Source organism: Micromonospora sp. ZG13, from assembly GCF_059359355.1.
Genome location: NZ_JCADBQ010000004.1, coordinates 416,273 through 439,035, shown reverse-complemented (window position 1 = coordinate 439,035; position 22,763 = coordinate 416,273). Strand labels below are relative to the sequence as shown.

Below are 22,763 nucleotides of genomic sequence, written 5' to 3'. Positions count from 1 at the left end.
GACGGCGGCGCGAGGTCAGCGCCGGGCGCAGAGCCGGCGCAGGGTGCGCCCGAGCCACCAGGCGTACGCCTGCTGGAAGGCCCGGCCGGCGGGCCCGGCGGCGCGCATGACCCAGCGGTCCGGCCGGCTGAACGCGAGCACCTCGAACCAGACGTGGCCGGCGGCGTCACGGCTGACCACGAACGCCTCCTCGCCGCGCGCCGGATGCCCGGGCAGCGTGCCGTAGCCGAAGCCGACCCGCCGCCCGTCGTCGACGGCCCAGACCACCTCGCAGGGCGCGGCCAGCCGCAGCGGGCCGACGCCCAGACCGGAGACCACCCGGACCCCGGGCGCGGCCCGCTCGGCGTCGGCGTAAATCCGGATGCCGGCCGCCCGGTGCAGCCGCCAGCCGAGCACGGCGTCCCCGGCGGTGGCGAAGCAGGAGTCGGGCAGCCGGACCCGGTGCCGCACGTGCCGCCAGCCGGGCGGCAGCTCGCCGGTCTCGGTGGCGCCCACGTGCGGATAGGTCAGTGCCGGCACGACGTACCCCCACGACTCGACGGGACCACCGCCAGCGTACGGGCGGTGCGGGCGGCCCGCCCGGCGGCCTGTGGTTGGCTGTCGAGGTGATCACCGAGCCGCGCATCGCCCCCGCCGACGTCGCGGACGCCGGCGAGATCCTCACCGTGCAGCGCGCCGCGTTCCTCACCGAGGCACAGCACTACGCGGACCCGTTCCTGCCCCCGCTGACCGAGACCCTGGACGAGGTGCGGGCCGCGCTGGCGGGGCCGGCGACGGTGCTCACCGCCCGGCTCGGCGACCGGTTGGTCGGTTCCGTCCGGGCGCACGTCGACGGCGACACCGCGCACGTGGGTCGGCTCTCCGTCGCCCCCGACCAGCAGGGCCGGGGCGTCGGCGGGCGGCTGCTGCGCGCCGTGGAGGCGGCCTGCGCCGCCCGGGTACGTCGTTTCGCGCTCCTCACGGGCGCCGACAGCGAGCAGAACCTGCGGCTGTACCAGCGGCACGGCTACCGGGTCGTCGGGCACCGGCCGGACCCGAACGGCATCCGGCTCGCCCTGCTGGAGAAGACGCAGGTCAGTCCCGCTCGCAGCGACGCCTGAGCCCGTCGGCCTCCAGCCGCAGGTAGCGGCGCATCAGGTCGCCGTAGAGCCAGCCGATGGGCCCGGCGAGCGGCCCGGTCTGCGTGATGGCCAGCTCGACGCGGCTGCGCCCGCCGGGCAGCGGCAGCACCCGGTGCTCGCCGAGGGTGCGCACCCCCGGGCTGCCCGACACCCAGGAGAACGACCGCCCCTCGGCCAGCTCGGTGACCCGCCACACCGCCGGTCGCAGCTTCGGCTGCTCCAGCCGGGCGGTGGCGCCCACCGTTAGCGGCCCGGACTCCCCCCGTCGTGCCCGGCGCACCGAGGGCGTCCACTCCGGCCACCGCTCGACGTCCACCAGCACCGCCCAGACCCGTCCGGCCTCGGCGGCCACCTCCGTACCGGCCTCGAACCGCATCGTGCCCCCTCCCCGTGGGCGGCGCCCGACCGACGCCGCTGCCCGTCCCGACGACGCTGCCCCACCGATCGTGACAGCGGCGGGCACCGGCCGGTCCGCCCGGGTGCCGGGCCGGCGGATCGCCGGGGTGTCCGCCGGGCTCGGCCGCCGCCGGGTCAGGCGGCCTCGCGCAGGTCGGCCAGCCCGAGGGGGGTACACCGACGCAGCAGCTCCGCCAGCTCTTCGACGGAGCCGACCTCGCCGAGCACGTCCTTGCCCCCGCCGAACTGGCGGGGGTAGCGGCGCACCAGGCGGTACCGGTAGCGGCCCCGGATCAGCTCGACGCTCACCCGCCACCGCCCGCAGCACCCGCAGACCCACTCCGACACCCCGCGAAAGTAGCTCTGACCTGCGGTTTCCTGATTCGCCCGGTGCGGCACGAGCGGCGCTCGGCCGGACACGCCGCCCGTGCACCGGCCGTGATCTGCCTCACCACTGTCGGTGCGGTCTGGTTGACTGGTCGCCGTGAAGCTGCCGATCTCCCCGCCCGTCGAGCCGATGCTGGCCAAGAGTGTCCCGCGGGTCCCCACCGCGCCCGGGATGACCTACGAGCCGAAGTGGGACGGCTTCCGGTGCATCGTGTTCCGCGACGGCGACGAGGTGGAGCTGGCCAGCCGGGGCGGCAAGTCGATGACCCGCTACTTCCCCGAGGTGGTCGAGCAGGCCCGCCGCCAACTGCCCGAGCGGTGCGCGGTCGACGGCGAGCTGATCGTCATCCGGCGCGACGGCCCGGGCGGGCAGCCCCGGCTCGACTTCGAGCTGCTGGCCCAGCGCGTGCACCCGGCCGCGTCGCGGGTGAAGCTGCTGGCCGAGACCACGCCGGCCGACTTCGTCGCCTTCGACCTGCTCGCCCTCGACGACGAGACGCTCCTCGGTGAGCCCTATCCCCGGCGTCGGGCCCGGTTGGAGTCGGCGCTGGCCGGGGTCCGCCCGCCGGTGCACGTCACCCAGGTCACGACCGACGTCGACACCGCGCACCGCTGGTTCGACGTCTTCGAGGGCGCCGGCCTGGACGGCCTGATCGCCAAGCCGGCCGACCTGCCCTACGAGCCGGGCAAGCGGCTCATGTTCAAGGTCAAGCACGCCCGTACGGCCGACGTGGTGGTGGCCGGCTTCCGCTGGCACAAGTCGGGCCCGGTGATCGGCTCGCTCCTGCTCGGCCTCTACGACGACGACGGGGTCCTGCACCACGTCGGGGTGAGCGCCTCGTTCACCATGGCCCGCCGGGCGGAGCTGCTGGAGGAGTTGGAGCCCTACCGCGAGGTGGGCGCCGACCACCCGTGGGTGCACGGCGACCACGAACGCGGCCAGCGCCTCCCCGGCGGGGTGAGCCGCTGGACGGGCACCCGCAACCTCGAGTGGGAGCCGCTGCGCCCCGAGTTGGTGGTCGAGGTCGGCTACGACGCCATGGAGGGCGACCGGTTCCGGCACACCGCCCGCTTCGTCCGCTGGCGGCCCGACCGCGATCCCCGCTCCTGCCGCTACGACCAGCTCGACCGGCCCGTACGGTTCGATGTGGACCAGGTGCTGCGCGGCGATCCCACGGCGACCGTGGGGCCCGCCACCGGTCCGGCGTAGCCTGGCCGTCGACTCGACCACGGAGGCTCGCTCGTGACCCGCACCCCCGCCCGGATCCGCCGGTTCCGGCTCACCCTCGCCGGGCTGGCCGCCGCCGCGCTGGTCGCCGCCGGTTGCACCCTGCCGGCGATCGCACCCCGGACGGAGGCCGGCGGCGAGGCCGCCGCGCCCGGCACCGCGCCCACCTGGCGGGCCTGTCCCGAGGTGGCCGAGGAACTTGTCGGGCGCGGCGCGGCCACCATGCGCTACGAGTGCGCGCGGATCAAGGTGCCCCGCAACTGGGGCACGGGCGCGGCCGGCGGGGCGACCGCCGGCCCCGGCGCCGGGCAGACCTTCGAGATCGCGCTGCTGCGCGCCCGGTCGACCAAGCAGCGCGACCGGATCGGCTCGCTGGTCGTCAACCCGGGCGGGCCCGGCGGCTCCGGCGTGGACACCGCCGTCTACCTCTCCTTCGGCCCGGCGTTCGGCGGTCTGCCCGCCTCGATCACCGACCGGTTCGACATCGTCGGCTTCGACCCGCGCGGGGTGTCCCGCTCCAGCCCGGTCGAGTGCATCCCCGACAAGGACCTCGACGCCAGCTTCGGCTACGACCCCGACCCGCGCAGCCAGGAGTCGTTCGACGGGTTCGTGGCGCTCAGCCAGCGGATCGGGCGCGGCTGCGGCGACCGTTACGGCGACCAGCTGCCGCTCTACGGCACCGAGCAGGCCGCCCGCGACATGGACGCGGTCCGCGCCGCCGTCGGCGACGACAAGCTGACCTACCTCGGCTACTCCTACGGCACCCTGCTCGGCGCCACCTACGCCCAGCTCTACCCGCAGCGGGTGCGGGCGCTGGTCCTCGACGGCGCGGTCGACCCCCGGCAGGGCCTGGTCGCCGGCTCGGAGGGCCAGGCCAAGGGCTTCGAGCGGGCCTTCGGCAACTTCACCACGTGGTGCGCGGCCAACGCCGGGCGCTGCCCGATCGCCCCGGACGCCCGGGCCGCGGTCACCTCGGCGATCGACAAGGCGCGGGTGTCACCAGTACGCGGGGACGACGGCCGGGAGGCCACCGCGGGCTGGGTCTTCTACGCGATCATCTCGTCGCTCTACACCGAGTCGGGGTGGCAGGAGCTGGCCGGCGCCATCGACAAGCTGGAGGGCGGCGACCCGCAGGACGTGTTCCGCCTCGCCGACGCGTACGCCGACCGGGACTCCGACGGGCGCTACTCGAACATGTTCGACGCCAACCTGGCGGTCAACTGCGCCGACGAGGAGGAGAAGCCGAGCCGCGAGCGGATCCGGCAGCTCCAGTCGCAGTGGCGGGCGAAGTACCCGCTGTTCGGGCCGGCCCTGGCCGTCGGCCTGCTCTCCTGCACCGAGTGGCCCGGCGGTCGCGACCCGTACCCGACGGGCCCGGCCACCGGGGCGCCGCCGATCCTGGTGGTGGGCACCACGGGCGATCCCGCGACGCCGTACGAGCAGACCCCGGCGCTGGCCGCGATGCTGGGCGTGGGCCGGGTGCTCACCTGGGAGGGCGAGGGGCACACCGCGTACCCGCAGACCTCCTGCATCACTGAGGCCGTCGACGCCTATCTGATCGACCTGACCGTGCCCAGGGAGGGGCTGCGCTGCCCGGCCCGCTGACCGGCCGCTCCGGCGGCAGGTCCGGCAGGTCGATGCCCTGCCGGGCGGCGATCTCCTCCAGCAGCGCCCGCATCCGGCGTACGTCGGCCTTGAGCTGCTCCTGCTCCTCGTGTTCGAAGGCGTCGTCGTCGACGATGAGCTGGCTGGCGAAGTGCGCCGTGATCAACGGGATGACCAGCAGCACCATGGTGGAGATGAGCAGCGCGGCGAGGGTGCGGCCCTGCCAGCTCACCGGTGAGATGTCGCCGTAGCCGACGGTGGACGCCGTCACCACCGCCCACCAGACGGCGTCCGCCGGGCTGCGGTTCTCCACGCGGCCGTAGATCATGCCGGCCACCACGATCATCAACAGGTACGAGATGATCAGCGTCCGGGGCGAGTTGGCGAACCAGACCAGCCCCCGGTAGATCAGCCGGAACGGCAGCAGCAGGGCGTCCATGGACAGTCATGTTGCCCGGCTCAGGCAAGCGCCGCCCGCCCATCGGTCCGGTTCGCTGTGCCACGCTGGGCGGCATGAGTGATGTGATCTTCCGCGAGGCCGTCCGAGCCGACCTGCCGGCCGTGGTCGCCCTGCTCGCCGACGACGTGCTCGGCAGGGCCCGCGACTTCACGGAGGTCGACGCCGCGTACGAGAAGGCGTTCGCCGACATCGACGCCGACCCGCGCAACCAGCTGATCGTGGCCGACGCGGACGGCGAGCTGGTCGGCTGCATGCAGCTCACCTACATCCCCGGCCTGGGCCGGCACGGCGCCGAGCGACAGTTGATCGAGGCGGTCCGCGTCCGCTCCGACCTGCGCGGGCGGGGCGTCGGCGGGCAGATGATCAACTGGGCGATCGACCAGGCGAGGCAGCGTGGTTGCGCCCTGGTCCAGCTCACCACCGACAAGACCCGCCACGACGCCCACCGCTTCTACCTCAACCTGGGCTTCCTCCCCACCCACGAGGGCCTGAAGCTCCCTCTCTGACCCCCCCACCCCCGCCCCGTCCCCGCCGCAGAGCGGGGTGGGGCGGGTCAGGCGGGGAGGAGGTGGCCGTCGCGGAGGGTGAGGACGCGGTCGGCGAGGTCGATCAGGGCCGGATCGTGCGTGGCGACCAGCGCGGTCATACCCCGGGCGTGCACCACCGCGCGGAGCAGGTCCATGATCGACCGGCCCGTCTCGGAGTCGAGCTGACCGGTGGGTTCGTCGGCGATCAGCAGGTCCGGCTCGTTGGCCAGGGCCCGCGCCACCGCCACCCGCTGCTGCTGCCCGCCGGAGAGCTCGTACGGGCGCTGGCCCGCGTGCCCGCCGAGGCCGACCAGCTCCAGCAGCACCGCCACGCGCTCCTCCCGCTCGGCCGCCGGGACCCGCGCCAACCGCAGCGGTACGCCCACGTTCTCGGCGGCGGACAGGATCGGCACCAGTCCGAACGTCTGGAACACGAAGCCCACGGTGCCCCGGCGAAGCTCCAGCAGCTCCTTCTCGCCGAGGCCGGTGACGTCGTGCCCGGCCACCACCACCCGGCCCGAGTCGGGGCGGTCCAGCCCGCCGACCAGGTTCAGCAGGGTCGTCTTGCCCGCCCCGGAACGGCCACGCACCGCGACCAGCTCGCCCCGCCCGGCGGAGAACGAGACGTCCCGTACGGCGTGCACGGCGTGCTCGCCCCGACCGAACGTCCGGTTGACCCCCTCGACCCGCACCACCTCGTCGGTGACCGTGGCACCCGCCACCGCTGCGTCGGCACCGCCCACGCCCGCCGCCGCTCCGGCCGGTCGTCCGTCCCGTTCGCTCACTGCCTCGCCTCCCGCTCCTCCTGCGCCCGGTCGCCCGGCCGCACCTCCACGTGGTCCGGCTCCAGGTTGAGCCGCACCCGGTCGCGCAGCGACAACGCGTCCACGAACGGCGCCGGCAGCTGCAACCGGCCGCTGCGGTCCAGCACGGCGTACTCCTCGCTGACCAGTTCTGTGCTGCCGTCCGCGCCGATCCGCGCGGTCCGGCGTACCTCGGAGGCGGTCCGGCCGTCGCGGATCGCGACGGTCCGGCGGACCTGGGTGGCCACGGCGTGGTCGTGGGTGACCACCACGATCGTGACGCCGAGCTCGGCGTTGATGGTGCGCAGCGCCCCGAAGACCTCGGCCCCGGTCGCCTCGTCCAACTCGCCGGTCGGCTCGTCGGCGAAGAGCACCTCGGGATCGTTGGCCACGGCCACCGCGACCGCGCAGCGCTGCTGCTCGCCGCCGCTGAGCTGCCCGGGCCGCCGGTCGGCGCAGTAGCCGACCCCGACCATGTCGAGCAGTTCCCGGGCCCGCTCGCGGTGGGCCCGCCGGCCGCCCCGCCGCCCGGCCAGCCGCATCGGCAGCTCGACGTTCTCCCGCGCGGTCAAGTACGGCAGCAGGTTGCGGCCGGTCTGCTGCCAGACGAAGCCGACCATGCTCCGCCGGTAGCTCAGTCGCCGCCGCGCGGAGAGGTTGAGCAGGTCGTACTCGCCGACGCGGGCGATGCCGGCGGTGGGCGTGTCCAGCCCGGAGAGGATGTTCAGCAGCGTCGACTTGCCGGACCCGGAGGCGCCCACGATCGCCACCAGCTCGCCCCGGTCGATGACCAGGTCGAGCCCCTGCAGGGCGACCACCTCCACCCCCTCGGTCTTGAAGATCCGCACCAGCCCGTCGCAGACGATGTGCCCGCGCAACCGGTCCCGGCCGCCGGCCCGCTCCGCCGCCCGCTGGGCGGCCCGCTGTTGCAGGGTGGCGAGGTCCGGCGCGGCGGTGCTCTCCGCGGTAGCGGTCATGGTCAGTTCTCCTCTCCGAGCCGGAGCACCTCGCCGAGGCGCATCCGACGGTTGTTCAGGGCCTCGACGGCGACCGCGAAGCCGAGGGCGAGCGCCCCGAGGGCGACGACGGCGGCCACCAGACCGGGCTCGAACGCCACCCGGACCTGGACACCGTCGGTGAAGGCGGACAGTCCGAGCACCGGGGTGAGCAGCAGTGGCAGGGCCGTGCCGACCAGCGCTCCGGTCAGCACCGAGACGCCCACCAGAGGCGCCAGCTCCACCAGCAGCAGCCCGCGCCACTGACGTCGGGACAACCCGAGGGTGCGCAGCCGGGACAGCACCTGGCCGCGTTCGCGGGCGCCGGCGAGCACCGTGAAGGCGATCGCGAGCAGCCCCAGCGCCGTCCCCCCGGCCGCGCCGGCGGTGAAGCCGAAGGCGAGTACGCCGTTCGCGCCGCCCTCGCCCACCTGGCGGCGGGTGTCCGCGTACGTCAGCACCTCCACGCCGCGTGGGGGCTCCCGGCCGGCGACCGTCCCGCCCGTCTGGAAGCGGGACTGTCCCGCGTCGCCGGCCCGGCGCAGCGCCTCGGCGTCCAGGTCGTCGCCGGCCACCAGGAAGCCGGTCGGTACGGCGGCGTAGTCGCGGCGGGGCAGCGCCTGCCAGGGCAGGACGACGAACCGGGCGCTGTCGGCGCGCAACAGCGGGAAGCTCTCCGCCCGCTCGGCGACCCGGAACTCGTACCGCTGGCCCTGGGCGCTGACGAAGGCGGAGCCGGCCAGGCCGGCGTCGGCCAGTTCGGCGGCGACCGTCGGGGAGACCACGGCGGGCAGCGGGCCGGAGCCCCCGGCGGGGGCGAGCAGCGCCGCCGGCACCGTCACGTCGACGTCGGCCTCCCGGGCCATCCGGGCCAGGGCCGGACCGTCGACCATGAGCACGGTGACCCCGCCGAGCCGGGTCTCGGTGCCGATGGCGTCCTTCGCCAGGCGCTGGCCGGCCTCGCGCAGCACCGGGCTCGCGGCGCGTACCCCCGGCAGCCGCTCCAGTTCGACGCCCGTGTCCGCGGCGATGCGCTCCCCCAGGATCAGGGCGTCGGCCGGCACCACCCGGCTGGCGGCCCGGTCCCGGCTCGCCTCGATCGCGGCGGCCGTCACCGCGCAGAACGCCGCCGTCGCGATGGCGAGCACGACGACCACCAGCGGTACGGCGACGACCGACCGGCCGGCCCGCGCGGTGCCCAGGAACGCCACGCTGCCCCGGGCGCGGGCCGCGAGCCGGCTGACCAGCCGCAGCGGCCACGGGTACACCCGCATCGCGACCAGCGCCGCGGCGACGGCCAGCAGCACCGGTACCGAGACCAGCAGCGGGTCGACCTCGCCGGGGGTGAGGCCGCGGCGGCGCAGCAGCACGACCGCGAGACCGGCGAGGACCAGCAGTCCCGCCTCCACCGTGAGCCGGCGCGCGGAGGGGCGCGCGCGGACCAGGTCGCGCCGCCCGCCGCCGCCGGTGGACGCCGCGAGGGTGGCCACGGGCAGCGCCGCCGCCACCAGGACGGCCGCGGCGAGGGCGTACCACCGGGTCTCCCCCGGCGCCCCGGGGACGAGGCCGCCGACCAGCCAGCCGAGTACGGCGGCGGGCGGCACCACGAGCAGCGCCTCCGCCAGGCTGCGGCCCGCGGTCGTGGTTCCCGCCCCGCCCCGGGCGCGCAGCAGGGTGAACTCCGCCCGGCGCCGGCGCACCAGCAGCCCGGCGGCCAGCACGACGAGCCCGGCCAGCGTGGCCAGTACGCCCGCCGCGATGACCCCGAGCACCGTCCGGGCGCTGTCCACCTCGGCGGCAAACTGCCGCAGCGGGATGTCCAGCCCCTGCACGAGGTTGCGGCCGGCCGCCTCCCGGGTCATCTGCTGGAGGGCGTCGAGCACCTGGTCCAGCTCGCGGGCGTCGATGCGGTCGGCGCCCATCCGGTAGCGCCAGCTGAACGTCAGGGGCCGGCCGGCGACGGCCTGGCGGTTCAGCGCGGCGCCGTCGACGACCCCCACGGCGATGAAGGGTTCACCGTCGCCCACCGGCTCGACGATGCGCAGCAGCGGCGGCAGGCCGTCCCAGAACCCGTCGGCGCCGTCGCGGGGCGCGAAGAGACCGACCACGGTGATCGGGGTGGGGGGCGGGGAGTCGGGGGTGAGCGGCTCCGGCGCGGCGAGGGTGAGGCGGCTGCCGAGCCGCAGGTTCAGCTTGCGCGCGACGTCCGCGGCCAGCGCCACCTGCACCGGCTCGTCCTTCGGCACGTCGGCCGGCCAGCGTCCCTCGACCAGGGTGCCGGCCTCCTGGATCCCGGTCACGGACCGCAGGCCGAGGTCGACCAGGAGGTTCTTCGCCGCCAGGTCCGGGCCCCGCACCCGGCTGGCCGGGGTCTCCCCGGCGTACCACCGCTGTTCGACCATCCGCCGGACGACCGGCGGCATCGCGCTCTCGATCGCCGCCAGGTCGCCCTCGTGCGCGGCCACCAGCGAGGTGCCGTTGTCCGTCGCGGCGAGCGTGCCGGTCGAGTACGTCACGTCCCGCTGCTGTGGCGCCACGGTGTCCAGGTGCGCCCGCAGGCCCTCCTGGGCGTGCCCGTTGACGATCCTGGGCACCCCGCTGATCACCAGCGTGGTGACCAGCGTCAGGGCCGCGAGGAGCAGGAACTGCCCGCCGTACGCCCGCACCCGGCGCGCGACCGCCCCGATGCTCACCACGCCGCGACTCCGATCCCGCTCGTCCCTACGCTCCACCCGGTCACCGGTCTCCCCCGATCCGCAGCTGCGCCACGGCCACCCGCTGCCGGATGCCGAGGGCGATGAACGCGCTGAAGGCGAGTGCCGCCAGCAGCAGGCCGAGCGCGGTCAGGCCGATGGGCAGCCAGGGCAGCACGAAGGCGGCCTCCGGCACCGGCCGGCCGGCGGACGGCGTGAGGATGACCAGCGGGGCCATGGTCGCGCCGACCGCGGCGCCCAGCAGCAGGCCCACGCCGACGCCGATCCCGGCCAGGAAGGTCTGCTCGGCCAGCAGCGCCCGGGCCAGCAGCCGGGGGCTGGCGCCGAGCGTGTGCAGCACGGCGAACTCCCCCAGCCGGTGCCGGGCGGTCGCCCAGACGTCGACGATCAGCCCGACGAGGGCCAGCAGCACCGAGCCGAGCGCGGCGGCGAGCAGCCCGGTGCGGGCCCCCTGCCAGTACGGGTCGTCGGCGGCCCGCTCGGCCACCTCCCGCCGGTCGAGCAGCGTGGTGCCGGTCAGGCCGGCCGCCGCGCGGGCCGCCTCGGCGTGGCCGCCGGCGTCGGTGCCCAGCCACCACTCCGCGACCGGCCGGACGCCGCCCCGGTCCCGCATCAGCCACTGCGCCGCCGCCGGCAGGTCCAGTAGTACGCCCTCGCCGGCCGTGGACGGCACCTCGTCCAGCTCGCCGACCAGCGTGACCGGCAGCGTCGCGCCGGACAGCACGAGGTCGACCGTCTCACCGACGTCCAGGCTCAGGGCGTCGCGCACGGCCGGGGTCATCAGCGCCGGCACCGGCCGGTTCTCGCCGGCCGGCACCACGGCGAAGCGGCTCGGCGGCTGGAACGCGAACCGGCCACCCGCCCGGTAGTCGACCTCCCGCTCGGCGCTCAGGCCGGCGGCCGTGACCGCCGCGCCGGCCGCCTCGCCCTGCCCGTCGACGGCGATCCACCCGCCGTCCAGCGACGCCGGCCGGGCCGCGCCGTCGGCGCCGACCAGCCGCAGGTCCGACAGCTCCACGCGGTACGCCCGCCCACGCGCGCTCCCGCCGTCGACCTCGAAGCCGGTCAGCCGCACGGGGCCCTCCCCGTCGGGAACGGCGACCGTGAACGGCGCCGGCCGCCCGTCGCTGCCGCTGCTGCCCGCCGGCAGCCGGAAAGCCTGCCCGTCCGCCCGGGTCAGCAGCACCCAGAGGCCGATCTGGTGCGGCGTGACGGCGGCGCGCACGGGCGTACGCACCGTGCCGGTGAGCGACCGGGTGCCGGCGGGCAACTCCAGGCCGGTCGGCGCGGCGCGCGCCCGGGCCAGCCGGTCCAGCAGCGCCGGGGCCGGCTCGTCGGCCAGCCGTTCGTTGAGCCGAAGCACACCGGCCGCGCTCGCGGCGTCGAGGCTCACCACCGTCGTCGGCAGGTCGGCGCGGCCGAGGCGGATCTCGTCCCGCCAGGCCGGCAGCGCCGCGTCGACGCCGGGCAGCGCGCCGAGCTGGGCGGCCCGCTCGTCGGGTGCCGCGCCGGTGCGCTCGACCACCCGCAGGTCGGCACCGACGCTGTGGTCGGCCTGGTCGGCCTGCGACCGTTCGCCGGTGGTCACCAGCGACCAGGCCAGGGTGCTGCCGCCGACGGCGAGGGCGAGCAGCAGCACCGGGCCGGCGTGCGGGCGCCGGCCCGCCTGCCACATGCCGAACATGGTCGCGGTCCAGGGCCTGCGGTCGACGAACCGCTCGGCGAAGCGGGTCGCGGGCGGCAGCAGCCGCAACGCCACGACCGCGCCGGCCAGCACGCCCAGCGTCGGCGCGGCGACCAGCAGCGGGTCCACCCCGAGCCGGCCGGCCGCCCCGGCGACCGGCGACGAGTACTGGCGCAGCTGGGTCCAGGCCAGCACCGCGAAGCCGACCAGCACCAGGTCGAGGCTGGCGCGTTGCACGCTCGCGGCGCGGGTGGGACGGGACCGGGCCGCCATGTCGGCGACGTACGTGCCGGCCCCCCGCAGCGTCGGGACGACCATCGCGACCAGGCAGCCGGCGGCGGTGGCGGCAGCGGCGGCCCAGACGAGCGTGGTGTTGCCGGGGGAGAGCGTCAGCGGCGCGGCGCCGCCGGTGCCCACGTGCCGCAGCGCCTCGCCGGCGATCAGGGGTCCCAGCACGCCGGCGGGCAGGACGACCAGGGCGGCCTCCCGGGCCGCCAGGCCGGCGAGTTGCCGCCGCGCGGCGCCCCGGGCCCGCAGCAGGGCGGTCTGGCTGCGCCGGTCCTCGTGCAGCAGGGCGGCGACCAGCACCAGCGCGTACCCGCCGAGGACGACGATCAGCAGCAGCGGGGTGGCCAGCGAGGAGCGGCCCACCAGGTCGGCCCGGGTGACCCGGTCGAGGAGCCGGTCGACGGCAGTGACGGTCTGGCCGGAGGAGCCCAGCCCGGCGGCCTCGGGCACCTCGGCGAGGGCCGTGGTCAGCGCCTGCCGCACGTCGGGCAGCCGACCCGCGCCCGCCACCGCCACGAGGTCCGGCTCCACGATCCAGGACGCCGAGACCGGGCCCGGGTAGGTGGCGACGAAGTCCGCCGGGTCCAGCACGAACGGCCCGTACGAGGTGTCGGCCTCGACGGCGCCGGCCCCCACTCCCGGCGCCAGCCGCCAGTACGCCTCGGCGGGGTCGCGGGGCCGCCAGGTGCCGACGAGCACGACTCTGCTGGCCTCGTCGGAGCGACGATCCAGCATCGGCACCTGGTCGCCGACCGCCATCCCGAGCGCGGCGGCCACCTTCTCGGGCAGCGTGACCTGCAACGGCGTGGCTCCCGGGGCGGGCCAGGCGCCACCGGTCAGCTCGGCGTGGCCGGCCAGGTCGTCGAGGGTCGCCAGGCTGGCGAAGACCGGGTCGTCGCCGTCGCGGACCACGGAACCGAGGTCGCCGGTCAGCTCGCGGCCACCGCCGTACCGGGCGGCCCCGACGGTGATCGGCACCCCGCCGAGGCGGGCGGCGAACCCGTCGCGGATCGCCCGGTCCCGGGTGGCGAACTCGGCGGCGTCCCGGCCGGCCGTGCCGCTCACCAGGAGGCTGCGCTCCTCGAACGACGCGCCGCTGAGCAGGGCGCGCTGGCCCGCCTCGACGGCCCGCCGGTTGTAGTCGGACAGGCCGGTGACCAGTGCGACCGCCACCAGGGCCGCGACCACCGCGGCGAGCAGCAGCCCGCGTGCCTCGCGGGCCCGCCTCCACACCAGCTTCATCCGACGCCCTCCCCTGGCCCGGGGTCGGGCCGACGATCAGGGAGAGCGGCGACGGGCCGGGAAAGGTTCGCGCCCGTTACTTGATCGTTATCCGGGCGCGCGGCCGGGTCGCCGCGCGGGCGGACCGGGCGACGGCGGCGCGGTGGTGTGGATGTGCTTCCATCACCGGATGGAGATCACCCTCGCCCTCCTGATGGTGGCCGTCGTCGGGCTGCTGGCCGCCCAGTTGCCGGGCAGGACCGAGCAGGCGCGGACCGCGTACCGGCTGGCCGAGATCGAGCGCCGGCTCCGGCTGGTGATGGACCACCTGGGCGTGGTGGACCCCTCGCCCGTGCCGCCGGAGGTGCAGCAGCACCTGGCCCGGGGCGACAGGATCAAGGCGATCGCCGCGTACCGAAAGGCGACCGGCGCGGACCTGCTCTCGGCCAAGCAGGCGGTGGAGGCGTACGAGGGCCGGCGGTGACGGCGCGTGCCACCGGGCTGGGGGCGCCGAGCGGGCGTCGGGTGACGACGCCGTGCCGGGGCGCGGCGGTCAGCGGGGGCGGTCGCGGTCCTTGGAGGGCTGCACGCGCTTCGGCTCGCCGGGCATCTTCGGGTGGTCCGGCGGGTAGGGCATGTCGCCCTGGCCTGCGGCGGCGTCCCGGTCGGCCCACTCCAGCAGCGGGGTGATGTCCCACCCGGTGTCGTCGATGCCGGCGTGCGGGTCGCCGCGCTCGGCCAGCCGGGCCGGGACGGTACGCAGGTCGAAGTCGTCCGGGTCGACGTCGGGCAGCTCGTCCCAGGTGACGGGGGTGGACACGGTGGCCCGGGCGTTGGCCCGCAGCGAGTACGCGCAGGCGATCGTGCGGTCGCGGGCCATCTGGTTGTAGTCGACGAAGACGCGCTCGCCCCGCTGCTCCTTCCACCAGGCGGTGGTCACCAGCTCCGGCCGGCGCCGCTCCAGCTCGCGGGCCAGCGCGATGGTGGCCCGCCGCACCTCGGTGAACGTCCAGCGCGGCGCGATGCGCAGGTAGACGTGCACGCCCCGGCCGCCGGAGGTCTTCGGCCAGCCGGTGACGCCCAACTCGTCGAGCAGCCCCCGCAGCTCGCCGGCGGCGGTCGCCGCGTCGGCGAAGTCCGTGCCGGGCTGCGGGTCGAGGTCGATGCGCAGCTCGTCGGGGCGGTCGACGTCGGCGGCGCGCACCGGCCACGGGTGGAACACGATGGTGCCCATCTGGGCGGCCCACGCCACGTGGGCCAGGTCGGCCGGGCAGAGCTCGGCGGCGCTGCGACCGCTCGGGAAGCTGATGGTGGCGGTGCGCACCCACGGCGGCACGCCCCGCGCGGGCACCCGCTTCTGGAAGAACGCCTCGCCCTCGACGCCCTCGGGGAAGCGCTGCAACGTGGTGGGTCGATCGCGCAGTGCGCGCATGATGCCGTCGCCCACCGCCAGGTAGTAGTGGAAGACGTCGCCCTTGGTGAAGCCGCGCTGCGGGAAGATCACCCGGTCGGGGCTGGTCAGCCGGACGTCGCGCCCGGCCACCTCGATCTGCTCGGCTGCGGCCTTCGTGCCACCCATTGCGCGACCATATGCCACACCCCCGACGTCCGACGTACCGTTGGCGGGTGAGTCTTGACGAGAGTGAACTGCCCCGTACCGAGGAAGAGTGGCGGGTCCGGCTCAGCCCGGAGGAGTTCCGGGTGCTGCGGGAGGCCGGCACAGAGCGCCCGTGGACGGGCGAGTACGTCGACACGAAGACGCCGGGCACCTACCACTGCCGGGCGTGCGGCGCGCAGCTCTACCCCAGCGACACGAAGTTCGACTCGCACTGCGGGTGGCCCAGCTTCGACGACGCCATCCCGGGCGCGGTCAAGGAGATCGAGGACCGCAGCCTGGGGATGAGCCGCACCGAGATCCGCTGTGCCCGCTGCGACAGCCATCTCGGGCACGTGTTCCGGGGCGAGGGCTTCACCCCGAAGGACACCCGGCACTGCGTCAACTCCGTCTCCATCCGCCTGGAGCCGCGCGCCGACGCCTGAGGGCGTACGCCCCGGGTGTCCCCGGCGGGCGGCCGGGCCGCCGCCCGCCGGGGTCACGGTCGGGCCGGCGTCAGCCCGGCCATCAGCGAGACCTCGGCCGTACGCGAGCGTTCGACGCGTCCGGCGAGGTCGCGTACGCGCGGATCGGCGCCGACCGTCTGCTGCGCCCGGGCCAGGTCGGCGGCCGCCTCCTGGTGCGGGGCGAGCAGGTCGAGCAGGACGCGGTCTACCTCCCCGTCCGCAGCGGTCCGCAGGCGTGCCATGTCCTCGGCCGCGATCCCGTGCCCGTCGTGGTCGTGCCGACGGACGGCCTCGGCGGCCTCCGGCCCGGCGTCGCGCAGCCAGCCGCGCATCGTGGCGAGCTCGTCGGTCTCGGTGGCCTCGATGGCGGCGACGAGGGTGCGCAGCTTCCGGTCGGTGATCCGGTCGCGGCTGATCCGCACCATCTCCAGCGTCTGCTCGGTGTGCGCCGCCAGCGTGGCGAGGAAGACCACGTCGAGGCCGTTCATCCCGGTCCCGGTGCTCGCCGCGGGACCCGTCGGCGCGGGGGCGGGCGGCGCCGGGGCGCAGGCGGGGACCAGCAGCAGGGCGGTGAGCAGGACGACCGTGCGCAGCCGTCGCATGGCGTACTCCGATCCACAGAGGGGTGACGGGTGCGGCGGACGCCGGTGGGCGGGCCGCACCCGCGCGGTCAGACCTGGGTCCAGAGCGCCGGCACGTACGGCGGTTCCCAGCCGGGGATCGCGGTGTGCGCCTGCTGGCAGCGGTACGTCAGCCCGCCGTAGGTGACCTGGTCACCGACCTGGTAGGCCCGGCCCGCCGTCCAACTGCCGCCCGGGGCGGGCGGAGTGGTCGGGGCGGCGGTGGGGGTCGGGGTGGGCGACGGGGCCGGCGGCGTCGGGCTCGCGGTGGGCGACGGGTTGCCGCCCCCGCCGACCTGGAGGTCGACGCAGGAGTAGAACGCGTTGGCGGTGTCGGCGATGTTCCACACGGCGAGGACCTTCTGCCGCCCGGAGTAGCCGCCCAGGTTGACGGTGTGCGAGACGCTCGCCCCGGGCTGCTGCCCGCCGCCGCTGAAGACGGCCACCCGGGTCCCGCCGATGAAGTACTCCCAGTTGCTGGTGGCGTGCCGGGCGGTGTTGGTCCAGGTGAAGGTGACGGAGCTGCCGACCGAGGTGGCGGGCCAGCCCCGGCTGTCGTCGTTGAGCACGGCGAACTGGGCGATCCCCGCGTGGCAGCTACGCAGCCCCTTGGGCCCCTCGACGCTCTGCGGCTCGTACTTGATCTGCCCGCAGTCGGGGACCCGTCCCTGCGCGCAGAGCGCCTGGCGGCTCGGCGGGCCGGAAACGTAGCCGTGGGCCTGGGCGGGCGCCGCGACGGCCAGTGCGGAGACGACGGCGCCCGTCGCCACGAGCGGGATCGTGATTCTTCGGCGCATGGTGGCAGCTCCTTCGGACTTAAGCCTGGTGAGGTGCCTCCAAAATAAATTAAACCTTGTTAACAGTAAAGACTCCTGTCGATAGGAACATCGAACGGAACGAGCACGCAGCGTGACCGGTCAGAGCAGCAGCAGGCTGCCCCGCTCGTCCACCCGGTCGGCGGACTCGTCGTCGAGCCACACCCCGCCGGTGGCGAGGTAGCGGAAGCGGTGCTCCCCCGGGCCGAGCCGCACCGTGACGGTGCGGGTGCCGTCGCGGCGCGGGACGAGCTCGTGCCGCCCCGGCTCCCAGCCGTTGAAGGAGCCCACCACGCTGACCGGGCCGGGCGGGGCGTCGCGGGGCAGGCTGAAGGTCACCCGCACCTGGTTGCCGAAGAGCTTGTTCCGCTTGATCATGTCGTGTTCCTCCGGGGTCGTACGCGGTCACCGGGTACAACGCCCGACACGCCGGGGGCGACACGCCGCCGGACCCGGGTGACCTGGGCGGTTTCGCCCGTCCGGCGACGCGCGATGCCGCAGGCTGGGGCAAAGGTGTCCGCGTTTCGGGGGGTTCTGTCGTGGCGACGTGCGAGGTCTGCGGTAACGAGTACTGGATGGCGTTCGAGGTGCGGACCGTCAGCGGCGACGTGCACACCTTCGACTGCTTCGAGTGCGCCGCGCACAAGTTGGCGCCGATCTGCGAGCACTGCCAGGTCAAGATCGTCGGGCACGGGGTGGAGGTGTCCGGCCGGTTCTTCTGCTGCGCGCACTGCGCCCGCGCCGAGGAGGGCACCCAGGGCGCCGAGATCCGCGACGCGGTCGGCGCCCGCCCCGCCTGACGCCGGCGGGACCGGGGGCGCGGCCTACCATCGCGGGGTGCCGCAGACCCCCGTGACGAGGGCCGCCTCGTTCGCCGACCTCGACGCCCGCACCTTCCACGACTTGCTCCGGCTCCGCATCGACGTGTTCGTGGTGGAGCAGGAGTGCCCGTACCCGGAACTCGACGGACGCGACGTCGAGCCGGAGACCCGGCACCTCTGGCTCGACGACGGCGGCGCGCCCCTGGCGTACCTGCGGATCCTCGCCGACCCGGGCGGCGTGGCGCGGATCGGGCGGGTGGTGGTGGCGCCGAAGGCGCGCGGCGGCGGCCACGCGGGCCGGCTGATGGCCGCGGCGCTGGAGCTGGTCGGCGACCGGCCCTGCGTGCTGGAGGCCCAGTCCCACCTGGTCGGCCTCTACGCCCGTCACGGCTTCGCCGTCGCCGGCCCCGAGTACGTCGAGGACGGCATCCCGCACACCCCCATGCGGCGTGAAAGCATTGACCAGAGCCGATAGATGTGGGAGCCTCCGGGCAGAGCCGTCGCGGAAGCCACGCAGCGCGCACGGGAGGGGCAACTCCCGCGCCGTCCGGGCGTCGTCGTCCGACCTCTCCCCCCGGGGGCTCCATGTCCACTCAACTTCGATCATCCCGCCTGGCCTGGCTGCTCGCCGTCGCGGCGACCGCCGTGCTGCTGCTGACCACCGCCCTGGCCAACCCCGTGTCGGCGCACGGCTCCGTGGTGGACCCGGCGTCACGCAACTACGGCTGCTGGCAGCGCTGGGGCAGCGACTTCCAGAATCCCCGGATGGCCACCGAGGACCCGATGTGCTGGCAGGCTTGGCAGGCCAACCCGAACGCCATGTGGAACTGGAACGGCCTGTTCCGCGAGGGCGTCGCCGGCAACCACCAGGCCGCCATCCCCGACGGTCAGCTCTGCTCCGGCGGCCGCACCGAGGGCGGCCGCTACAACGCCCTCGACACGGTCGGCGCCTGGAAGACCGCCCCGGTCTCCAGCAACTTCCGGGTCCGCCTGTACGACCAGGCCAGTCACGGCGCCGACTACATCCGGGTGTACGTGACGAAGCAGGGCTTCGACGCACTCACCGAGCCGTTGGGCTGGGATGACCTGGAACTGGTCGGCCAGATCGGCAACACCCCGGCGTCGGGGTGGAAGCCGGAGCCCACCGGCGTGTCCATCGAGATCCCGGCGAACGCGCCGGGGCGGACGGGGCGGCACGTCGTCTACACCATCTGGCAGGCCAGCCACCTGGACCAGTCGTACTACCTGTGCAGCGACGTCGACTTCTCCGGCGGGCCGACCACCCCGCCACCGACGACGCCGCCGCCGACCACTCCCCCGCCCACCACGCCGCCGCCCACCACGCCGCCGCCGACGACCCCGCCGCCGGCCGGGGCCTGCACGGCCACCTACCGGGTCGTCGGGCAGTGGGGCGGAGGCTTCCAGGGTGAGGTGATGGTGACCGCCGGCGGCGGCGCCGTCAAGGGCTGGTCCGTGACCTGGACCTACGCCGACGGCCAGCAGGTCACGTCGGCGTGGAACGCGACCGTCACCACCAGCGGCACGCGGGTCGTCGCCCGCAACGCGGCCCACAACGGGTCGTTGGCGCCCGGGGCGAGCACCACCTTCGGGTTCCTCGGCTCGTGGTCCGGCACGAACGGCACGCCGACGCCCACCTGCACGACCGTCGTCTGATCCGCACCGGGACCCCGGCCGGGGCCCCGTCCCACTCCCTCCGGGACGCGACCCCGGCCGGCCCGCGCGTCAGACCAGGCAGTTGACGATGTCGGCGACCGAGCGACGGCGGCCGGTGTAGAACGGGATCTCCTCCCGGACGTGCCGGCGGGCGCCGGAGCCCCGCAGGTCGCGCATCAGGTCGACGATGCGGTGCAGCTCGTCGGCCTCGAACGCCAGCATCCACTCGTAGTCGCCGAGCGCGAACGAGGCGACCGTGTTGGCCCGCACGTCCGGGTAGCCGCGGGCCATCTTGCCGTGCTCGGCGAGCAGCTCGCGCCGCTCGGCGTCCGGCAGCAGGTACCACTCGTAGGAGCGGACGAACGGGTAGACGCAGACGTAGGAGCGCGCCTCCTCGCCGGCCAGGAACGCCGGAATGTGGCTCTTGTTGAACTCCGCCGGCCGGTGCAGCGCCATCTGCGACCAGACCGGCGTGAGCGCCCGCCCCAGCGTCGTGCGGCGGAACCGCAGGTACGCGTCCTGGAGGTCGTCGCTGGAGGCGGAGTGCCACCAGATCATCAGGTCGGCGTCGGCGCGCAGCCCCGAGACGTCGTACGTGCCGCGGACCACCACGTCCTTGCCGGCCAGCTCCGCGAAGAGGGCCTCGACCTCGCCGGTGACGTTCTCGCGCAGCGACGGCAGCGGGCTGCTGGCCCGGTACACCGACCACATCGTGTAGCGGATGCTGTCGTTGAGTTCCCGCAGCCGGGCCGCGTTGGTCTGCTCGGTCATGTCCCCGATCCTCCCAGTGCTGTGATGATCTCCTCGGCCGCCGTCTCGCCGGAGCGGACGCAGACCGGGATGCCGACCCCGTCGTACCCGGCGCCGGCCAGGGCCAGCGTCGGGTGGCCCGCCCGCAGCGCCGCCCGCGCGGCGGCGACCCGGTCGCCGTGGCCCGGGGTGTACTGCGGCAGCGACCCGCCCCAGCGCTGCACGTGACCGGCGACCGGCGCGGGCAGCGGCACGCCGAGCACCGCCGACAGTTCCCGGTGCACGGTGGCGGCCAGGTCCTCGTCGGTGCGCTGCACCTGCCGTTCCTCGCCGTAGCGGCCCACGGAGGCGCGGACCAGCGCCAGCCCGTCGGTGCGGCGCAGGTGGCCCCACTTGGTGGTGAAGAAGGTCGACGCCTTGATCAGCAGGCCCTCGGTGCTCGGCACCAGGAAGCCGGACAGCTCCGGCAGTTCCGGCTCGGGCAGCGCCAGGGTGACCAGCGCGACGCTGGCGTAGTCCAGCCCGCCGACGCCCTCGGCCACCCGCGGCGCCCAGCTGGCGAGCAGCCGGGCCGCCGGGCGGGCCGGCACGGCCAGCACCACGGCGTCGACGTCGACCAGCTCCGCGTCCCGGGTGGAGCCGACGGTCAGCCGCCACCCGGGGCCGGCCGGCGTCAGCTCGCGGACCGCCGCGCCCCGCCGGACCGTCGCCCCGCTGGCCGCCGCCGCAGCCTCGACCAGGGTGCTGAGCCCGCCGGCCAGAGTGCCGAAGACCGGCGCCCCGGGCGCGCGGGGGGCCGCCGCCTGCGCGGCGCGCACCGCGCCGACCAGGGTGTGTTCCACCCGGGCGGCCCGGGCCAGCGCCGGCATCGTGGTCACCAGGGACAGGTCGTCCGCCCGACCGGCGTAGACGCCGCCGAGCATCGGGTCGACCAGCCGGTCGACCACCTCGGCGCCGAACCGGGCCCGCACCAGCGCGCCGACGGAGACGTCGTCGTCCGCGCCGAGCAGCGGACGGCCGGCGTCGGGGTCGGCGTCCGCCGCCGGGCGCGCGACCGTGGTCACCCGCTCCAGGTCCCCGGGTACGCCCACCAGCGTGCCGCCCGGAATCGGGCGCAGCCCGCCATCGACGACGAGCGCGGCCTGCCCGACGGTGGGGTGCACGATCCGCTCGCCGAGGCCGAGCCGGCGGACCAGGGCCACGGCGGCGGACTCGCCCCCCGCCGGGTCACGCATCAGGAACGACTCGGCGCCGAACTCCACCGGTGAGCCGGCCAGCTCGCCGGTGCGCAGCTTGCCGCCGAGCCGGCCAGACTGCTCGTACACCGTGATCTCGGTGCCGGCGGGGGCCCGGTCGCGCAACCGGACCGCCGCGGCCAGCCCGGCGATCCCGCCGCCGACCACCGCCACCCGCCACGGCGCCCGCATGCCGCTCAGCCCCGGTCGCCCGACTGGGCGGACAGCTCGTGCACCAGGGCGACCACCCGGGTCAGCACGTCGGGGTCGGTCTCCGGCAGCACCCCGTGCCCCAGGTTGAACACGTGCCCGGGGGCGGCCCGGCCCTGCTCCAGGATCCGCCGCACCTCGGCCTCGACGACCGGCCACGGCGCGAACAGCACGCACGGGTCGAGGTTGCCCTGCACCGCCCGTTCCGGCCCGATCCGCCCGGTCGCCACGTCCAGCGGCGTACGCCAGTCGACGCCCACCACGTCGGCGCCGGCCTCGCCCATCGCGGCGAGCAGCTCGCCGGTGCCCACGCCGAAGTGGATCCGGGGCACGCCCGCGTCGGCCAGCCCGGCCAGCACGCCCGCCGAGTGCGGCAGCACGAAGCGGCGGTAGTCGGCCTCGGACAGCGCACCGGCCCACGAGTCGAACAGCTGCACGGCGGAGACCCCGGCGGCCACCTGGACCCGCAGGAACGCCAGCGTCACCTCGGCCAGCCGGCCGCAGAGCGCGTGCCACAGCTCCGGCTGGCCGTACATGAGGGCCTTGGTCTTCGCGTGGGTACGCGACGGCCCGCCCTCGACCAGGTAGCTGGCCAGCGTGAACGGCGCGCCGGCGAACCCGATCAGCGGGGTGTCGCCCAGCTCGGCGACGAGCATCCGCACCGCCTCGTCCACGTAGGAGACGTCGTCGCGCGTGATCGGCCGGATCCGATCCACGTCGGTCAGGGTGCGTACGGGCTCGGCGACCACCGGGCCGGTGCCGGGCACGATGTCGAGGTCCACCCCGGCGGCGGCGACCGGCACCACGATGTCGCTGAACAGGATCGCGGCGTCCACCCCGTGCCGGCGTACCGGCTGGAGGGTGATCTCGGTGACCAGGTCGGGGCGGCGGCAGGACTCCAGCATCCCCACGTTGGCCCTGATCGCGCGGTACTCCGGCAGCGACCGGCCGGCCTGGCGCATGAACCAGACGGGGGTGTGCGGGCCGGGCTGGCGACGACAGGCCCGGACGAAGGGCGAGTCGGCCGGACCGCCGGGACGGGGGTCTTCGTCTCGGGCGTCGGCGCCCGTCGTCGTGGTGCTCATCGCGGCCATCGTGCCACGCGGGACGCGGCCGGCAGCGGGCACCGCCGCCTTTTGTGACCCGGT

Annotated in this window: 24 protein-coding genes; 9 read left to right on the top strand and 15 right to left on the bottom strand. The window is 75.5% G+C overall.

Going from position 1 to position 22,763, the window contains the following annotated elements; genetic code table 11:
• Positions 1-15 precede the first annotated feature (15 nt).
• The gene (locus AC5L34_RS12485; protein WP_494824951.1) at positions 16-519 is read right to left on the bottom strand and encodes a DUF1990 domain-containing protein; all 504 of its coding nucleotides are present in this window, start codon (positions 517-519) and stop codon (positions 16-18) included.
• 89 nt (positions 520-608) lie between these two features.
• Between AC5L34_RS12485 and AC5L34_RS12480 the strand changes: the two genes are divergently transcribed.
• The gene (locus tag AC5L34_RS12480; protein WP_494825016.1) at positions 609-1,100 is read left to right on the top strand and encodes a GNAT family N-acetyltransferase; all 492 of its coding nucleotides are present in this window, start codon (positions 609-611) and stop codon (positions 1,098-1,100) included.
• On the opposite strand, the gene AC5L34_RS12475 is transcribed toward AC5L34_RS12480, so the two are convergent.
• Together AC5L34_RS12475 and AC5L34_RS12470 are read right to left on the bottom strand one after the other, a co-directional pair.
• Positions 1,075-1,497, bottom strand: coding sequence for an SRPBCC family protein (locus tag AC5L34_RS12475; protein WP_494824949.1), 423 nt, complete (start codon positions 1,495-1,497; stop codon positions 1,075-1,077). The two genes, AC5L34_RS12480 and AC5L34_RS12475, sit on opposite strands and share 26 nt — an antisense overlap.
• A 155-nt stretch (positions 1,498-1,652) precedes the next feature.
• Positions 1,653-1,865, bottom strand: a complete 213-nt coding sequence (locus tag AC5L34_RS12470; RefSeq protein WP_494824947.1) for a hypothetical protein — start codon at positions 1,863-1,865, stop codon at positions 1,653-1,655.
• Between the two features lie 136 nt (positions 1,866-2,001).
• Between AC5L34_RS12470 and AC5L34_RS12465 the strand changes: the two genes are divergently transcribed.
• Positions 2,002-3,114: an ATP-dependent DNA ligase gene (locus tag AC5L34_RS12465; RefSeq protein WP_089003615.1), complete on the top strand. Its 1,113-nt coding sequence runs from the start codon at positions 2,002-2,004 to the stop codon at positions 3,112-3,114.
• Positions 3,115-3,147: 33 nt separating this feature from the next.
• On the top strand, positions 3,148-4,737 hold the full coding sequence (locus AC5L34_RS12460) for an alpha/beta hydrolase (RefSeq protein ID WP_441175198.1): 1,590 nt from the start codon (positions 3,148-3,150) through the stop codon (positions 4,735-4,737).
• Here AC5L34_RS12460 and AC5L34_RS12455 read toward each other — a convergent pair.
• Positions 4,664-5,176 carry a potassium channel family protein gene (locus AC5L34_RS12455; RefSeq protein WP_494824945.1) on the bottom strand — a complete coding sequence of 171 codons (513 nt, stop codon included), beginning with the start codon at positions 5,174-5,176 and terminating at the stop codon, positions 4,664-4,666. The genes AC5L34_RS12460 and AC5L34_RS12455 overlap by 74 nt on opposite strands.
• Before the next feature lie 74 nt (positions 5,177-5,250).
• Here AC5L34_RS12455 and AC5L34_RS12450 point away from each other — a divergent pair, with 74 nt between their 5' ends.
• Positions 5,251-5,703 carry a GNAT family N-acetyltransferase gene (locus tag AC5L34_RS12450; protein WP_441175200.1) on the top strand — a complete coding sequence of 151 codons (453 nt, stop codon included), beginning with the start codon at positions 5,251-5,253 and terminating at the stop codon, positions 5,701-5,703.
• Between the two features lie 47 nt (positions 5,704-5,750).
• On the opposite strand, the gene AC5L34_RS12445 is transcribed toward AC5L34_RS12450, so the two are convergent.
• From AC5L34_RS12445 to AC5L34_RS12430, 4 genes are read right to left on the bottom strand one after another with little or no spacing between them, the layout of a single operon-like run.
• Positions 5,751-6,446 carry an ABC transporter ATP-binding protein gene (locus tag AC5L34_RS12445; RefSeq protein WP_494825014.1) on the bottom strand — a complete coding sequence of 232 codons (696 nt, stop codon included), beginning with the start codon at positions 6,444-6,446 and terminating at the stop codon, positions 5,751-5,753.
• A gap of 59 nt (positions 6,447-6,505) precedes the next feature.
• Positions 6,506-7,504: an ABC transporter ATP-binding protein gene (locus tag AC5L34_RS12440; RefSeq protein ID WP_494824943.1), complete on the bottom strand. Its 999-nt coding sequence runs from the start codon at positions 7,502-7,504 to the stop codon at positions 6,506-6,508.
• Positions 7,505-7,506: 2 nt separating this feature from the next.
• The gene (locus AC5L34_RS12435) at positions 7,507-10,218 is read right to left on the bottom strand and encodes an FtsX-like permease family protein (protein WP_494824941.1); all 2,712 of its coding nucleotides are present in this window, start codon (positions 10,216-10,218) and stop codon (positions 7,507-7,509) included.
• A gap of 40 nt (positions 10,219-10,258) precedes the next feature.
• On the bottom strand, positions 10,259-13,450 hold the full coding sequence (locus AC5L34_RS12430) for an FtsX-like permease family protein (RefSeq protein ID WP_494824939.1): 3,192 nt from the start codon (positions 13,448-13,450) through the stop codon (positions 10,259-10,261).
• A 169-nt stretch (positions 13,451-13,619) separates the two neighbouring features.
• Between AC5L34_RS12430 and AC5L34_RS12425 the strand changes: the two genes are divergently transcribed.
• Complete coding sequence (locus AC5L34_RS12425) at positions 13,620-13,913, top strand: hypothetical protein (protein WP_494824937.1); 294 nt, start codon at positions 13,620-13,622, stop codon at positions 13,911-13,913.
• Positions 13,914-13,982: 69 nt separating this feature from the next.
• Here the strand turns inward: AC5L34_RS12425 and ligD are convergent, their stop codons facing one another.
• Positions 13,983-15,008 carry a non-homologous end-joining DNA ligase gene (gene ligD / locus AC5L34_RS12420; RefSeq protein WP_441175205.1) on the bottom strand — a complete coding sequence of 342 codons (1,026 nt, stop codon included), beginning with the start codon at positions 15,006-15,008 and terminating at the stop codon, positions 13,983-13,985.
• Between the two features lie 47 nt (positions 15,009-15,055).
• On the opposite strand from ligD, the gene msrB reads away from it, so the two are divergent.
• Positions 15,056-15,469 carry a peptide-methionine (R)-S-oxide reductase MsrB gene (msrB, locus tag AC5L34_RS12415; protein ID WP_101414752.1) on the top strand — a complete coding sequence of 138 codons (414 nt, stop codon included), beginning with the start codon at positions 15,056-15,058 and terminating at the stop codon, positions 15,467-15,469.
• A 53-nt stretch (positions 15,470-15,522) separates the two neighbouring features.
• Here the strand turns inward: msrB and AC5L34_RS12410 are convergent, their stop codons facing one another.
• The 3 genes from AC5L34_RS12410 to AC5L34_RS12400 form a co-directional block, all read right to left on the bottom strand.
• Positions 15,523-16,092, bottom strand: a complete 570-nt coding sequence (locus AC5L34_RS12410; RefSeq protein ID WP_441175207.1) for a DUF305 domain-containing protein — start codon at positions 16,090-16,092, stop codon at positions 15,523-15,525.
• Positions 16,093-16,160: 68 nt separating this feature from the next.
• The gene (locus AC5L34_RS12405) at positions 16,161-16,907 is read right to left on the bottom strand and encodes a lytic polysaccharide monooxygenase (RefSeq protein WP_494824935.1); all 747 of its coding nucleotides are present in this window, start codon (positions 16,905-16,907) and stop codon (positions 16,161-16,163) included.
• Positions 16,908-17,027: 120 nt separating this feature from the next.
• Positions 17,028-17,303, bottom strand: a complete 276-nt coding sequence (locus tag AC5L34_RS12400; RefSeq protein WP_089001358.1) for an isoamylase early set domain-containing protein — start codon at positions 17,301-17,303, stop codon at positions 17,028-17,030.
• Positions 17,304-17,464: 161 nt separating this feature from the next.
• Here AC5L34_RS12400 and AC5L34_RS12395 point away from each other — a divergent pair, with 161 nt between their 5' ends.
• The 3 genes from AC5L34_RS12395 to AC5L34_RS12385 all read left to right on the top strand — a co-directional run bounded on the left by AC5L34_RS12395 (position 17,465) and on the right by AC5L34_RS12385 (position 19,420).
• On the top strand, positions 17,465-17,725 hold the full coding sequence (locus tag AC5L34_RS12395; RefSeq protein ID WP_089001359.1) for a metallothionein: 261 nt from the start codon (positions 17,465-17,467) through the stop codon (positions 17,723-17,725).
• 37 nt (positions 17,726-17,762) lie between these two features.
• Complete coding sequence (locus AC5L34_RS12390; RefSeq protein ID WP_441175209.1) at positions 17,763-18,221, top strand: GNAT family N-acetyltransferase; 459 nt, start codon at positions 17,763-17,765, stop codon at positions 18,219-18,221.
• 110 nt (positions 18,222-18,331) lie between these two features.
• Entirely contained in the window at positions 18,332-19,420 is a 1,089-nt protein-coding gene (locus tag AC5L34_RS12385; RefSeq protein WP_494824932.1) for a lytic polysaccharide monooxygenase auxiliary activity family 9 protein, read from the top strand.
• Between the two features lie 69 nt (positions 19,421-19,489).
• Here the strand turns inward: AC5L34_RS12385 and hemQ are convergent, their stop codons facing one another.
• Genes hemQ through hemE form a run of 3 tightly spaced genes read right to left on the bottom strand, consistent with a single transcriptional unit; the run spans position 19,490 to position 22,700 of the window.
• Positions 19,490-20,191: a hydrogen peroxide-dependent heme synthase gene (gene hemQ, locus AC5L34_RS12380; RefSeq protein ID WP_101414747.1), complete on the bottom strand. Its 702-nt coding sequence runs from the start codon at positions 20,189-20,191 to the stop codon at positions 19,490-19,492.
• Positions 20,188-21,597, bottom strand: coding sequence for a protoporphyrinogen oxidase (hemG, locus tag AC5L34_RS12375; protein WP_494824931.1), 1,410 nt, complete (start codon positions 21,595-21,597; stop codon positions 20,188-20,190). The genes hemQ and hemG overlap by 4 nt, the downstream gene beginning before the upstream one ends.
• Positions 21,598-21,602: 5 nt before the next feature.
• Entirely contained in the window at positions 21,603-22,700 is a 1,098-nt protein-coding gene (gene hemE, locus AC5L34_RS12370) for a uroporphyrinogen decarboxylase (RefSeq protein WP_441175212.1), read from the bottom strand.
• Positions 22,701-22,763 lie beyond the last annotated feature (63 nt).